General features: G+C 69.6%; 12 protein-coding genes. 6 read left to right on the top strand and 6 right to left on the bottom strand.

The features are described 5' to 3' along the window. Positions 1–43: 43 nt before the first annotated feature. Entirely contained in the window at positions 44–685 is a 642-nt protein-coding gene (locus NON19_RS02240; protein ID WP_255924806.1) for a hypothetical protein, read from the top strand. Positions 686–852: 167 nt separating this feature from the next. Here NON19_RS02240 and NON19_RS02235 read toward each other — a convergent pair whose 3' ends face one another. Continuing rightward, complete coding sequence (locus NON19_RS02235; RefSeq protein ID WP_255924805.1) at positions 853–1,653, bottom strand: hypothetical protein; 801 nt, start codon at positions 1,651–1,653, stop codon at positions 853–855. 83 nt (positions 1,654–1,736) lie between these two features. Continuing rightward, on the bottom strand, positions 1,737–2,546 hold the full coding sequence (locus NON19_RS33270) for a papain-like cysteine protease family protein (RefSeq protein ID WP_255924804.1): 810 nt from the start codon (positions 2,544–2,546) through the stop codon (positions 1,737–1,739). A 591-nt stretch (positions 2,547–3,137) separates the two neighbouring features. On the opposite strand from NON19_RS33270, the gene NON19_RS02225 reads away from it, so the two are divergent. Then, complete coding sequence (locus tag NON19_RS02225) at positions 3,138–4,811, top strand: alpha/beta hydrolase family protein (protein WP_255924803.1); 1,674 nt, start codon at positions 3,138–3,140, stop codon at positions 4,809–4,811. Positions 4,812–4,900: 89 nt separating this feature from the next. On the opposite strand, the gene NON19_RS02220 is transcribed toward NON19_RS02225, so the two are convergent. Then, positions 4,901–5,803, bottom strand: coding sequence for a serine hydrolase (locus tag NON19_RS02220; RefSeq protein ID WP_255924802.1), 903 nt, complete (start codon positions 5,801–5,803; stop codon positions 4,901–4,903). Continuing rightward, the gene (locus NON19_RS02215) at positions 5,800–6,687 is read right to left on the bottom strand and encodes a LysR family transcriptional regulator (protein ID WP_255924801.1); all 888 of its coding nucleotides are present in this window, start codon (positions 6,685–6,687) and stop codon (positions 5,800–5,802) included. The genes NON19_RS02220 and NON19_RS02215 overlap by 4 nt, the downstream gene beginning before the upstream one ends. 136 nt (positions 6,688–6,823) lie before the next feature. On the opposite strand from NON19_RS02215, the gene bla reads away from it, so the two are divergent. Further along, entirely contained in the window at positions 6,824–7,678 is an 855-nt protein-coding gene (gene bla / locus NON19_RS02210) for a class A beta-lactamase (RefSeq protein WP_372513980.1), read from the top strand. Positions 7,679–7,796: 118 nt separating this feature from the next. Here the strand turns inward: bla and NON19_RS02205 are convergent, their stop codons facing one another. After that, positions 7,797–8,780 (bottom strand): ankyrin repeat domain-containing protein, encoded by a 984-nt coding sequence (locus NON19_RS02205; RefSeq protein WP_255924799.1) that lies wholly within the window; start codon positions 8,778–8,780, stop codon positions 7,797–7,799. A 435-nt stretch (positions 8,781–9,215) separates the two neighbouring features. On the opposite strand from NON19_RS02205, the gene NON19_RS02200 reads away from it, so the two are divergent. Beyond that, positions 9,216–9,791, top strand: coding sequence for a hypothetical protein (locus tag NON19_RS02200; RefSeq protein ID WP_255924798.1), 576 nt, complete (start codon positions 9,216–9,218; stop codon positions 9,789–9,791). Between the two features lie 40 nt (positions 9,792–9,831). Here NON19_RS02200 and NON19_RS02195 read toward each other — a convergent pair whose 3' ends face one another. Further along, positions 9,832–10,200, bottom strand: coding sequence for a low affinity iron permease family protein (locus tag NON19_RS02195; protein ID WP_255924797.1), 369 nt, complete (start codon positions 10,198–10,200; stop codon positions 9,832–9,834). A 215-nt stretch (positions 10,201–10,415) separates the two neighbouring features. On the opposite strand from NON19_RS02195, the gene NON19_RS02190 reads away from it, so the two are divergent. Both NON19_RS02190 and NON19_RS02185 read left to right on the top strand, forming a co-directional pair. Next, positions 10,416–11,156, top strand: a complete 741-nt coding sequence (locus NON19_RS02190; RefSeq protein WP_255924796.1) for an SIR2 family NAD-dependent protein deacylase — start codon at positions 10,416–10,418, stop codon at positions 11,154–11,156. A gap of 540 nt (positions 11,157–11,696) precedes the next feature. After that, a complete protein-coding gene (locus tag NON19_RS02185; protein WP_255925019.1) occupies positions 11,697–14,387 on the top strand; it encodes a SpoIIE family protein phosphatase in 2,691 nt (896 codons plus the stop codon). Positions 14,388–14,445 lie beyond the last annotated feature (58 nt).

Here is a 14,445-nt window from a genome sequence, read left to right as displayed (position 1 = left end):
GGGCTGGTTCACCGCCCGGAGGATCCCACGGGAGCGGCAGCAGGTGCCGCTGCGCGGCTACAAGCTTGCCTACCCCGTGGTTTCCGCGGACGGTACGGAAGCGGGGTTCACCGGCGTTTCCCTGGGCCGCTCGCGTGCCTACGGGATCACCGCCGACGCTGAGTGCGTGGGCAACGCCGCCCACCACTGCCCCGCGACCTGGTGCGGCTGCGGGTTTTACTGCTTCCACTCCCTCAGTGACGCGCGAGCGCTGGCGTGTGACTCCGAATTCCAGCACAGCGTGCTGCTTGAGGTGGAGGCACGTGGACACTACATCCGCTGTGAGAAGGGGTTGCGCTACTCGCGGCAGACGGTGACAGCGGTGCGAGCCGGACGCTGCGGTTGCGGTTGGCCGGCAAAGGCGTTCGCCGATGCTGGCGACGGGCTCGTGGGCTGGCGTCGGCTCCTGCCTTTGTGCGCGGCGTGCGCCGCGTCGCGCCCGGTGCTGAGCCTGGAGGAGTTCGCTCGATTGGCCGGTGGCGTGTCGGTCAGCCGCGATGAGCAGGCGGTGGCCTGGGCTGCCAACTCCGCAGTGCCAGCGAGCGACGCCGACATGGTTCCCCTGCTGTCCGCCGAAGCGGCTTTGCTGCACGCCCGCCTTGACCAACTGCAATCCCAACTCGACCGGCTGACCGGGGAAAACTGAAGTCTCCGCCTCCAAGTGCCGTACTGAGTAACGTGTTTGCTGCTGCTCAGCGCTGCTACACCGAGGCGCTGGCGCCGGACTCCCGATGCGAGGAGTCCGGCGCCAGGCTCTTCATGAGTTGGGGTTGGCTGGGCTTCGCGACACCACACCCAGGTCAGCGCCGCCCCTCAACTCGCCTGCGGCCGCCTGCGGTTGCGGCGCCACACCGTGATGGCGCCACCGGCGAACGCGGCCGCCACCACTCCCGCTACGCCGAGTCGCGTGGGCGACGAGGACGGAGGTGACGGCGTGGATGCCAGGCCGTAGCCACCGGCCAGACCCTTGCGGTCATACCCGGACCCCGGCAGTTTGTCCGCGTAGCGGCTGTGCACCAGCTTCTGGTAGTCAGCCAGCGTCACCGCCCGCTTGCCTCGCAGTCCTGAGGCTGCTTCCCGGTTGAGCGGTTCGACGGTGTTGTCGTTCAAGCGGTACCAGGCGTGGATCTGCGGCTCGGTGAAGACCATGGAGCGGCCTGTGGTCTGTTGCTCATAGCTGACATCACTGTCGCCGTCGCGCACGCCCGCCAAGTGCCAACTGCCGCCGCTCTTGGCCGTGGAGGAGAGCAGGACCGTGGCCTTGTGCCCGTTGGCGCCAGTGGCCAAGGAGGCCAAGTACGACAGGCGTGCCACGTTGCCTGCGGTGGGCTTCGCCTTTCCGGTGACGAAATCGGGCGCGAGTTCGTACAGCGCGACCGGGTCGTTCAAGTTGAACGCCTGCTGATCGCCATGCGCCCCGGCCGCCGTTGGTGCCGCAGCGCCGGAGCCGCCGTCGGCGCCGACGTTCGCCGTCACATTGAGGAACCGGGAGACCGCGTTGTGCACCTGTGTGGTCTGGAGTACCTGCCGTGCGCCTTCGTAGTCGGGGATGGCACTCGGGGCATCGGCCGCCTGCGCCTGGCCGGACAAGGCGGTGGAGAGCGCAGCCGCCACCGCACCGAGAGAAAGGGACAGGCCCGCGAGACGAGCAGCACCCCGTTGTTCAGAAATTCTCTTGCCGCGCATTGCCGACCGCCTTACTTGTGTATCCCGACACGTGAATGGGTCCACTGGAACGACGAGTTGCTGACGTAGTCGTTGTAGTTCCACCATGTGTAGGTCTGCGTGGACGGCCAGGGGTCGCCGACCGCGATCATTTGCGATGACGGGTCGTAGCCGTAGATGACGTTCATGTGGCCGCCGCCAGAATTCCATCCGATACGGACGGCGAAGGGACGGCCGCCGTAGATCTCCTTGCCTACCTGGGAGAAGGAGGCACTGCGGTCAAGGTCGTATCCGGTGTTGTTCAGCCCCACGTTCGCCAGGCCGTTGGCGATGTCGTCGAGCGTGGCAGGCTGGTCGTCGCAGCTGAGGTTTCCGTTCTGGGCCGCAAGGCGGCAGAAGTCGTACTGGTTGTACTGGGTGTAACCCCAGTACTTGGCGATGGTCAGGCCGGTGGCGTCCCAGCACCATTCGTCCTGGACCTGCTTTTGCATGTCTATGGTGAGGGCCACCCGTCCACTGGGGTGGGAGCGGGAGGGTGAGCAGACCGGCAGGTTGCCGGTGTTTCCTTTGATGAAAGCGGCGGCTATGTAGAAGGATCCGGAGTCCGACCAGATCCATCGGGGGTCGTTCTCCACCGCGTCACCCTGGACACGGCAGGTCATCGCGACCGTGCTGCCGACCGCGGCCTGACCGACGATATGGGCGGAAAGGCTGGCCGATGACCTTTCGTTGATGCTGCCGTAGTGGCCCTGACCGCCGGTCACGGAACCGGTCACGGAACCGGCCCGGGCGTTGCCACCGCTGAGCAGGAACGCGGCGGTGATCGCGGTTATCGCGATCACCGCGAATGGTCTCCACAAAGTTATGACGCGCGAACGTCGCATGTACGGAACTCTTTCAAGATGTGGGGGGAAGTGACGCGCTTGGCGCTGGAGCATGCCGGGTCATCACCCGGCGGCGTTCCTGCACGATCGGCCGGTGTGCGGTTCACGGAATACGGTTCGGACCCATGGCGCCCGAACTCTTTCCTTGCACACGTGCTGCAACCGACTAATTCTGCTGCGCATACCCGCTGCCACGCGAGAGCGCCGAACGGCAGCGGTCGCCAGTTGCACCGCCCTGGCCTGTGGTGATCAGTAAGCGCGGGAAAATTACTACATCATCTTCACCGGCACCGCAAATGACTCCACGTCAACTCCCTTAATTTACTGACCAGTAGCCAGGGCCCGGCCGCAGGGTTAGCCGTATCCGATGCCCCTTTATGCGGCTTGCGGTGTCACAACAGGTATGACGAGTCACTACCGACAGTCACTCACCACGCGAAATCCCCTACAGCGAAGCGGAGTTGCAACGAAGACCCTGAACACCGCTACGATGCGCGGCAATCCGTTCGCCGATCACTCGGCGCCCCCCCCTCACGGAGGAAGTTGCCCATGAAGCACGCCAAGCACGCACGAAGAAACCACGGCCGGTTGCGTGCCCGGGTCGCCGGTACCACAGGCACACTGGCCGTCGTCCTTGGCGCCGGGATCGTGCCAGCCACCGCTGCTGACCAGGCCGCCGGGACGCCCACGGCCAAGACGGCGCCCCTGGGCGCGGCGGAGACCCCGGGCGAGCTGACGCTCCCCGCTCCGACCGGGCCCCATCGCGTCGGGACGGTCGACCTCCACCTGCACGACACGACACGCACGGACCCATGGGAGCCCGGCAACAAGCCGCGCGAGCTGATGGTGTCGCTGTGGTACCCGGCCACGGACACCGCGCACCATCCCGCCGCACCTTGGCTGCCGTCGGCCGCCGCCGCGCACTTCCTGGGCAACTGGCAGATCCCGCCGAACACGGTGACCCTGCCCACGACCGCCGGGCACACCGGAGCCCCCGTTGATCACAAGGTCGGCAAGTTGCCGGTGGTGCTGTACTCGACTGGGCGAGGCTCGGACCGCGCGACGGGCACCGCGCTCGCCGAAGACCTGGCCAGCCGCGGCTACCTGGTCGTCACCCTCGACGACACCCACGATGACAGCGAAGTGCAGTTCCCCGGCGGACGGCTCGAAGTTGGCACCATGCCGCCCACCACCCCGGCGTCCCGCGTGATCGCCACCCGGGTCGCTGACACCCGCTTCGTCATCGACCAGTTGAACGTGATCGCCCACGGCCACAACCCGGACGTGGACCACGCGCCCCTCCCCCACGGGCTGTCCGGCGCGATAGACATGAGCCGCATCGGGATGTTCGGCGCTTCCCTCGGCGGAGCAGTGGTGCCCGCGGCGATGCAGGCAGACTCAAGGATCGGTGCCGGTGCGAACCTGGACGGACAGTTCTTCGGACCGGAGACCACTCGGGACCTCAACCGCCCGTTCCTGCTGTTCAGTTCCCAGAACCACTCCCGCAACGACGATCCGAGCTGGGCGACCTTCTGGGAGCACCTGCACGGCGAGCGGTTCGACCTGAAGCTGCTCGGCGCCCAGCACGTCTCCTTCATCGACTACGAAGCTCTCTGGTCCCAGGCGCCCGGCCCCTTCAAGCTGTCCCCCACCCAACTCGTCCAAGACCTGGGCACGATCGCCCCCGACCGCGCCATCGAGCTCCAACGCGTCTATCTCGCGGCGTTCTTCGACAAGGAACTACGCCACCAGCACAGCCCCCTGCTCGATGGTCCGTCCCCGAACTACCCGGAAGTCGCGTTCGCGGACTCGCCCGGCCATCAGCCGCACCCACCCACCGCCCTCTACCGCTGCTACAACCCCGCCAACGGCCACCACCTCACCACCACCGACGTCAGCACCACCAGCACCAGCTGCGAGGGCTACCCCGACCTCGACGGCCGCCTCGGCCACATCCCCGACCGCCAGGTCGCCGACACCATCCCCCTCTACCGCTGCGACAACCCCGCCAACGGCGACCACCTCGACACCACCGACCCCAACTGCGAGGGCTACCCCCACAAGGACGAACGCCTCGGCTACATCTACACGACCCAGGTCCCTGGTTCCGTACCTCTCTACCGCTGCTACAACCCCGCCGACGGCGACCACATGACCAGCACCGACCCCAACTGCGAGGGCTACCCGCACAAAGACGGCCGCCTCGGCTACGCACTCCCGTAGCCGGACGGTCCGGCGGGTCGTCTGACGGGCCTGGCGGTGGATCGCCCATCCCGTGTGAGACGGGACGAAGCAGCGGGCGCCAATTCGGCCTACCGCGCCCGCAGTCGGTCGTGCAGGGATCGGGCCACATGTGCCATCACGGCCTCCGCCGTCGGCTGGGTGGCGGCGGGCACCGTGGACTCGGTCAGGGCCGCGATGGCGTACCGCGAGCCGTCGTCGTGCTCGACCACGCCGATCTCATGGCGCAGATTGAGCAGTGTGCCGGTCTTGGACGACCAGCGTGTGGCATCCGAACTGAAGTCGGGTGCGAGTCGGTGCCGTACCACGTTCGCGCCCATGAGCGAGCGCACCTGCGCGGCGACCTCAGCCGGGACATGTACCGGAACCCACAGGGCCTGCAGAAGGTCGACGCATGCTCTGGCCGTCCCCGAGTTCGTACGGGTGACGTCCAGTTGGGAGAGCGGGTGCCCGTGCCCCGCGGTGCGGGAGCCGATCGCCAGGGACTGGGCGAGATGAACGTCGCGCGGCTCGAACCGCTGCACAGGTGTCTGGATGAGTTCGCGCATCAGGTGGCGGATGGTGATGCCGGTGATACCGGCGTTCACCAGGGTGCGGTTGACGTCTGCGGGTGGGACGAGGCCGAACAGGGCGTCCGACGCGGTGTTGTCGCTGAGCGCGGTACTGAGGTAGAGCAGGTCCTCGACGGCGATCCGGGCCGGGTGGCGGAATCTGCTCAGTCCCACTTGGGCGGGCGAGGTGTTGCGTCCCGGTGGCACGTCGATCATGGCGGCGCCGTCGAGCCGCCCGTCCTGGACGCGCTGCAGCACGGCTACCGCGAGCGGCACCTTCACCAGGGATGCGATCGGCAACTCGACATCGGGGGTGATGCCGAGTTCGTCACCGGTGGCCAGGTCCCGGACCAGGAACGAGCCGGACAGCCCCGCCTCCTTGAGCATGGCCCGCAGTTCCCGGATGGCCCGCTGGGTGTTCACGGCCGCTCCTGTCGGTTGCCGGGTACGCCCAGGCAGCGCGCGATCGGCTCCCAGAGGCCTTCGCTCAGGCGCCGCGCGTCGTCGCCGCTGCCAGCGCGCAGGTGGTACCCGCGGGCAACGGGTGCGCCCGCCAACTCCCGCCAGTACAGCCCCAGTTCGTCGGCCTGCGCGGACGAGCACAGCAGCAGTGCGTTGCTCCGTAGAGTCTCGGACACGGCCGCGGTGAGCGAGGCCGCGACGGTGATCTGCGCGGGTAGGAGGGCGGCACGGTGGCCCAGTTGCTCCAGGGGGTCCCGGATGTGCGGCAGGTCGTCTTCCGGTTGGATCCGGATCCGCTGGAAGGGGCGCTGGGGTTGCCGGGGCCGCAGCGTTTCGATGCGCAGGGGCCGCGCGTCCGTGGTGACCGCGGTGGCCACTCCCAGGGGGACGGTCCAGGTGGCCTCCTGCGGCGGAACGGCGACGAGCGCCAGACGTACCTCGTGGGCGCTGAGCAGTTCCCCGCGCGCGGCGGGGCCAGCGGTCCGGAAACCGAGGACCGTACCCAACTCCCGCGCGGCCGCCTCAAGTGCGGCCAGTTCCCGGACGGGGCAGATGTCGGGGACGGCGAACGAAACCGGCCTGAGCCTGGCCTGTTCGGCGTCGCACTCCAGCGTGTCCGCGAGCTCAACCAGCCGCTTCGCGGACGGCAGCAGGTCCCGCCCGAACGGGGTCAGCGCGGCGCGCCGCCCTGACCGGTCGAACAGGGCGTTGCCCAGGTGCTTTTCCAGAGCGGCGATCCGCCGACTCGCCACCGGCTGCGGCACTCCGGCCGCAGCGGCGCCCAGAGTGAAGCTCCCCCGCTCGCCCACCCGCACGAACACACGGCACGCCCCCACCAAGTCCACGACCACATCTTATGCCGAAAGTGCATGGAAGCGACCACATCTGTCTTTGCCCGCATGAGTGGTGGGCGGCAGCCTGTCGATCATGCTCTTCACAAAGCTTCGTACCGCTCTGCTCGCCGCCCCGCTGTCGGCTGCCATGGTGTTGACCGGATGCGCCGCGAACGGCGCCAGCGCACCGGCGGGTTCCCACAGCGGTGCCTCCACAGCCCCGGCGGCCAACTCCTTCCACCAGCTTGAGCAGCGCTTCGGCGCCCGGCTCGGGGTGTACGTGCTGGACACCGGCACCGGTCGGGAGGTGACCTACCGCGCGGACGAACGGTTCGCGCACGCCTCGACCTTCAAGGCTCTCGCCGCGGGCGTCCTGCTGCGCCACGCCTCGGACGGGGAGTTGGACCAGGTGGTGAGGTACCGCTCCACGGACCTGCAGCAGTGGGCGCCGGTCACCTCGCGGCACCTGGCCACGGGCATGCCGCTACGCGAACTGGCCAGCGCGGCCGTGGAGTACAGCGACAACACGGCGGCCAACCTCGTCCTCGACCACCTCGGCGGCCCGGCAGGCCTGCAACGCGCACTGCGCGATCTGGGAGATACGACCACCAACACCAACCGCACCGAGCCGACCCTCAACGAGGCGACCCCGGGCGACAAGCGAGACACCAGCACGCCCCGCGCACTCGCCACCGACCTGCGCCGCCTCGTCCTCGGCGACGCACTCGCGCACAACCGGCAACAGCTGCTCAGGAACTGGCTACTGGGCAACACGACCGGCGGCCCTTACATCCGGGCCGGTGTCCCCGCGGGCTGGAAGGTCGGCGACAAGACCGGGAACGGCAAGTACGGAACCCGCAACGACATCGCGGTCACCTGGCCGAACCACGGCGGCGGTCCCATCGCCATCGCCGTCCTGTCCGACCGGGGCGAGGTCAACGCCCGTTCGGACGACGCCCTGATCGCGCAGGCCACCAAGACGGCTCTGGCCGCCCTGAACTGATCAGTCCCGAGCCGCGGGTCGTCGGGGCCGACACCCGTCGAACCGCTCGGCAGCACCGTGGTCGAACCCCGCCACCTCGCCCAACTCCGGCTCTGACGCGGATGCTTGAGCTGACGCGTCAGAGCTCCCAGTTCTTCCATTCCTCCCAGTAGTCACGCCATGGCAGTTCGACCCATGTGTCGGGTGGCCCTACCACGGCGCGTGCGTCGGTCAGGCGCAATCCCACCCGGTCACACGAGTAGGCCACCGGGTTGCAGTCGTAGAGGTACGAGACCAGGACTTCATCGGGTGTGTCGTCCAGGTTCGGTCCGCCGCCCGGGTGGAGGTCCCAGCCTTCGATGGTTTTGTCGCGGACGATGCTGCCCTGGTTGCCGCTCTTGGGGTTGGCGTACATGCCGTAGCAGACGGTGCCGACGGACAGCCGGGTCAGCACGCCCGGCGCTGTCGGCGCGTAACCCCACGGCTGGGTGATGACACAGCCGCCCGGCACGGTCGTCACGCCGACGATCCGCAGGGCCTCGTCCGGGTCGTACTCGTGGGGTGCCGCCAGCAGTACGTCCAACTCCTCGGTGGTGGCTGGCTTCCCGGCCAAGCGGCGTATCGCTTCCTCGGCGTGGATCCCGGCCACGCAGGCCAGGCCCGTTCCCTCGTAGTAGATATCTCCCAACGCCGTGATCAGCCGACTGCCTTCCTGCGCGAGCGCACGCTCCGCCGCGGTCAGCCCGCGCTCCCCCTCAGACAGGGCGAACAGGTCCGGCGTCGGTCCGGCCAAGCTGAGCCGACCCGCCGACCAGCCTCCGATCAAGGGCCGCCAGGGGTCCGCTCCGGCAGCGGCGAGGGCCCGCGCGTTGTCGGGGCGGCGGGAGACGACCGCCTCCCACAACGCGGTCGTCCCGTTCTCCAGCGCGTCCACATCCGCGACGCGGCGGGCCAGTTCCGCGACGACGTCCGGTGAGCCGAACACCGCTGCCCGGTGCAGCGGCCGTCCACCGCTCCACGCCTCTGGGTCGGCTCCCTGGTCCAGGCGCCGCCGGATGCTGCCGTAGTCCCGCCATTCCTCACATCCCATGCCTGTCCAGCCGTCACCCCGAACTGCCACCATGCCCCCTCCAGCGTCGATCCGGGCGGCTCCTGCCCCCCAGCCGCGTACCCACACCATCGCAGACGGGTCTGACAACGCCCGTGGCTCCTCGGCGCGTTGGGGCTCAGGCGTCTCCCGGAGGGTTGACCCGGCGGTGGTGGCGGGCCTACAGTCACGCGTCACGGATAGGAAACTTTCCTAACCGCCGCTCCGTTGGCGACCCATCAACCTCCTCCCCCACAAACGGAGGCCTCGATGAAGCGCTCCACCGCTCGCTGCCTGCTGTCCGCAGCGCCGTGGGCGGCCGAGTTCAACGTCACCGTCACGGACCCGCACCACTGAGTCGCACGGATCCACACGGATCCACACGGACCGCACGCCGAGAGGTTCGCGCACTCCCTCGCCCCTCGGCGCGCACACCACGCACGCGGGTCCGCCCCCCACATAGGAGAACCCATGCGTCATCGTCTGACCCCACCCCTGTTGATAGCCGCGGGCGCCCTCTCGCTCGCCCTCGTCCCGCCCTCCGCGTCGGCGCACACCAACTCCCCCGCCGCGGGCGCCCGTTCTCTCGTGACGCGGCCCGCGGACAGCCAGACCATCAACGTCAACGTGACGTCGTACGGGTACAACGACAACGACGACGGGAACGGCCACTACGGCACCGCTCAGATCGCCTATCCGCAGATCCACAGCGAGGCGACCGAGGACCTCGGCACGTACGACCGACCCGCGACCTTCGCCACCGACCCGGGCGAGTTCGCCCCCGGCACCCGCATCTACGTCCCGTTCCTCCAGAAGTACTTCATCATGGAGGACGGCTGCGCGGAGTGCAGTTCCGACTGGCAAAACGGCGTCCACCACGTCGACTTGTGGATGGGGCCCGCCAGTTCGCAGCCGGAACCCGCGCTCGACGACTGCGAGGGGTCGATCACCCAGAGCGCCGACATCGTGGTCAACGCCGAGCCCGGCCTGCCCGTTGACACCACTCCGATGTTCTCCGACGGACAGTGCACGGCCGTCCACCACTGAGCCGGTGGCCGAGTGGGGCAACTCCGCCGCGCGTCACGCGTCAGAGCTGCTCTTCCATTCCGATCGCCTCCTCAAGGCACTCCCGCGCCTTGCCCGGCTCGCCTTGCCACTGGTGAAGCATGGCGGTCGCGAGGGCGTCCAGCTTCCGCTGGACGGCGTGCTCCGCACGGCGCTCCGCGTTCTTCAACAACGCCAGCAACAGCAGCGTGACCGCGCCCATCGCATCGCCCGCGACGTGCTGCCAATGCAACGACAGCCCCGCCGCGTGCACCGCGACGAACGCTCCGACGAGCAGCGCGCAGAACGAGAAGAACAGCGGCGAACTGGTGAGGTTGGAACCCCACTCGGCAAACCGCGCGAACGTACCGCGGCTCGCGCCGCCACGCTCCGCGGGGTGTTGGATGGTCATGACAGCAGCGCAGCCGACGCGGCTGCTCGCAACGCTGGGCAGGTCCTCACGACCTCACCAACGTTCGCCGCTTCGCCTGGGCACGGGACGGACCCGGCAACCACCGGGACGGACACGAAGTACGCACCAGCGGGCGAACGGACATACCGGGGTTTCCGCGTGTCCGGCGCGGAAACCCGGTCGCCCCCGGCCGTCGCGCTGCGTACGCTCGACGCATGAGCACGCGCGGGCCGCTTGTCGTCGTTCTCAGTGGGGCTGGGATTTCCACGGATTCCGGTATCCCGGACTACCGGGGGCCGAACGGGCTGTGGCGGCGCGATCCGGGGGCGGAGAAGCTCGTCACATACGAGCACTACATGGCGGACCCTGAGATCCGGCGCCGGTCGTGGCGTATGCGGTGCGACAGCCCGACGCTGCGGGCCCGGCCGAACGAGGCGCACCGGGCGGTGGTCCGGCTGGAGCGTTCGGGCGTGCCGGTGCGGGTGATCACCCAGAACGTGGACGGCCTGCACCAGCTCGCGGGTATGCCCGCCAGGAAGGTGCTTGAACTGCACGGCACCGCGCGCGAAGTGGTGTGCACCGGGTGTGCGGCGCGCTCCCCGATGGAGGACGCGCTGGGGCGGGTGCGGGCGGGCGAGTTGGATCCGGCGTGCGCGCGATGCGGCGGAATCCTGAAGTCGGCCACGGTGATGTTCGGTCAGGCGCTGGATCCCGAGGTGCTGGGCCAGGCGTTGGCCATCACGAAGGCCGCCGAGGTCTTCGTCGCGGTCGGCACGAGTCTTAAGGTCCAGCCCGCCGCGTCGCTCGCCGGACTCGCGGCCCGGCACGGCGCCCGCCTGATCATCGTCAACGCCGAGCCGACCCCGTACGACCCGATCGCCGACGAGATCATCCGCGAACCCATCGGCGCGGCGCTGCCCGCGCTGCTTGACGGCATCGCGGCGCGGGCGGCGTGAGGGCGTTTCACGCGAACGGCGGGCCAAAGCGGACGATGTCCTCAGCCGATGTCCTCAGCCGATGGCCTTAATGGAAACAGCCGTCAGGCATGTGCCGTCGCCTTCGGCCGCTTGCTGAGGCTGCGTGGTGGCTGGCCGGCGTAACGGGCTATCAGGTGACGACGGTCCGCCCGGCGTCGGTGAAGTGGCCGCTGCCGGTACGAACAGGCAGCACCGGCTCTCCCCCCGGCCTCGGCTTTGAGCCCGCCCACCCCGTTCGGGCGCGCGCCGAGAGGGCCGGTTCCGGACGGCCTGGGCTGCCGGGGGCCGTACGGTGCGGCGATCCGCGGCCAGCGCCGTCGGCCTGGCCCGGCCTCGACCGTCCTGTGATTCGGGCCCAGAAGCGATAGAAATGGTGTCATGTGGAGGGCATTGGGTGGATTCGGACGTAGCTCGTCCGAGGGAACCCATGTGCCCGGTCGGCGTTCCCATCCTGGGTCTGGCGATCAGGGGGACCCGCGTCAGGGGAAGCCCTGGCGGCTGCTGCGTCGGGTGGTCTCCCTGCTGAGCGTGCGCAGCCTCGCCGGGCAGGTGCTCCTCCTGCAGCTGGCCGTCGTCGTGCTGCTCGTCGCCGCCGCGCTGGCCGCCCTCGTGGTGCAGGCGCAACGCGACACCATGGCCGGTGCCCGCAGCCGGACCCTTGCCGTGGCGCAGTCGTTCGCGCACTCCCCGGGGATCCTGGCGGCACTGGCCGGTCCGGATCCGACCGCGGTGCTGCAGCCGCGCGCCGAGGCGGCGCGTAAGGCCGCTGGTGTCGATGCGATCATTGTGTACAGGCTGGACGGGATCACCCTCACCCACAGCGACCCGAGCCAGATCGGCAAGCACGTCATCGGCCCCTACGCCCAGGCCGCGGCCGGGCAGCCGTTCACCAGGACCTTCCAGGGCTCCTTGGGGCTCTCCGTGACCTCGGCGGTGCCCGTCACGGACGCCCATGGCTCGGTGGTCGCCATCGTCTCCTGCCCGGTGCGGGTCGAAAGCGTGCAGCACAGGGTGAACCGCCAGCTTCCGGTGCTGTTCGGGAGCGCGGCCGGGGCTCTGGTCATCGCCGCGGGCGGGGCCGGTCTGCTGACCCGCCGGTTGCGGCGGCAGACGCACGGGCTCGGCCCGATCGAGATGACCCAGATGTACGAGCACCACGACGCGGTCCTGCACGCGGTACGGGAGGGGGTGCTGATCATCGGCAGTGACGGTCGGCTGCTGCTGGCCAACGACGAGGCGCTGCGGCTGCTGGACCTGCCAGCGGCCGCGGAGCAGCGCCACGTCACCGAGCTGGGGCTGGAAGCGGACCTGGCCCAGCGGTTGGCCTCCGACCGCCCGGCCACCGACGAGGTGTACCTGGTGGCCGACCGGCTGGTGGCGGTCAACAAGCGGCTTGCCGCCCCCCACGGCCTGGCCAGCTCGGTGGTGACGCTACGCGACACCACCGAGCTGCGGGCCCTGTACGGCAGGGCCGAGACGGCCCGTGAACGGTTGAAGCTGCTGTACGACGCCGGGGGACGGATCGGGACCACGCTGGACGTGACACGCACCGCCGAGGAACTGGCGGACGTGGCGGTCCCCCGGTTCGCCGACATCGTCAGCGTCGAGCTCCTGGACGCGGTACTGCGGGGCCAGGAGCCCTCTGGCCTGAGCACCCCGATGCGCCGCACCGCGGCCGTGGGCATGAAGGGGGACGATGCCTTCTACCCTGTCGGCACGCTGGTCCGGTTCTCCCCCGCCCACCCGATCGCCGAGTGCCTGGTCAGCGGCCGGGCGGTCCGCGTGGAGCGCCTGAGGGGCTCCCCCGGCTGGCGGTCCCAGGATCCCGAACGTGCTCGGCGGATCCTCGACTACGGCGTTCACTCCTTGATCGCGGTCCCGCTGCGGGCCCGGGGGGTTGTGCTCGGCACGGTCGCCTTCTGGCGGACGAGCGCCTCCGCGGCCTTCGAGGAGGAGGACGTGTCCGTCGGCGAGGAACTGGCCGCCCAGGCGGCGGTGTGCATCGACAACGCCCGCCGCTACACCCGCGAGCACACCATGGCCGTCGCGCTGCAGCGCAGCCTGCTGCCCCGAGGGATGCCCGAGCAGACCGCCCTTGAGGTGGCCTACCGCTACCTACCCGCCCAGGCCGGGGTCGGAGGGGACTGGTTCGATGTCATCCCGCTGTCGGGTACCCGGGTGGCCCTGGTGGTCGGCGATGTCGTCGGCCACGGACTGCACGCCGCGGCCACCATGGGTCGGTTGCGCACCGCCGTTCTCAACTTCGCCGCGCTGGAGATGCCGCCGGACGAGCTGCTGGGCCGCCTGGATGAGCTGGTGGCCCAGATCGACGCGGAGGAAGGTGCCGCCGAGGCAGACGGAGGCGGGATCATCGGAGCCACCTGCCAGTACGCCGTCTACGACCCCGTCTCCGGGCAGGTGATCACCGCCACCGCAGGCCACCCGGGGCTGGCGGTGGTCCACCCCGACGGGGACGCGGGCTTCCCCCCGATGCCCATCTGCCCGCCGCTGGGCCTGGGCGCCCGGCTGCCGTTCGAGAGCGCCGAGCTGACCGTTCCCGAGGGGTCCCGGCTGGTGCTCTACACCGACGGCCTCATCGAGGACCGCGACCGTGACCTGGACGCTGGCATGGAGGCCCTGCGCACTGCCCTGACCGGGCCTGACCGCACCCCGGAGGCCACCTGTGCGGCGGTGATGGAGGCCATGCTGCCCGCGCAGCCGAAGGATGACATCGCGCTGCTGGTGGCCCGCACCCAGCGACTCGACCCCAGCCGGGTCGCCCAGTGGGACGTGCCCCGCGACCCGGCGGCGGTAGCCCCGCTGCGCAACGCCTGCGCCCGGCAACTGGCGGACTGGGACCTGGAAGCGATCGCCTTCACCACCGAACTCATCCTCAGCGAGCTGATCACCAACGCCATCCGCTACGGCACCGAGCCCATCGCCGTCCGGCTGCTGCGGGACCGCACCCTCATCTGCGAGGTGTCCGACGGCAGCAGCACCTCGCCCCGCCTGCGCCGCGCCCAGGCCACTGACGAGGGTGGCCGCGGCCTCTTCCTGGTCGCCCAGCTCGCCCAATCCTGGGGCACCCGCTACACCCCCACCGGCAAGGTCATCTGGGCCGAACAGTCCCTCCACGACGGCGCCACCGCGGCCCCGGAAGGCTTCATCGAGTTCCTGTTCGACGAGGAACTGCCTCCGAGCGGTAGCTGAGGAAAGGACGATCCGGCACGGTGAGCGTGATCGCGCGCGGGTACGCCGCGGAGCTGGT

Source organism: Streptantibioticus rubrisoli, from assembly GCF_024436055.1.
GTDB classification, from domain to species: domain Bacteria; phylum Actinomycetota; class Actinomycetes; order Streptomycetales; family Streptomycetaceae; genus Streptantibioticus_A; species Streptantibioticus_A rubrisoli.
The sequence above is the reverse complement of the archived record's forward strand: the minus strand, read 5'-3'. Positions and strand labels throughout refer to the sequence as shown.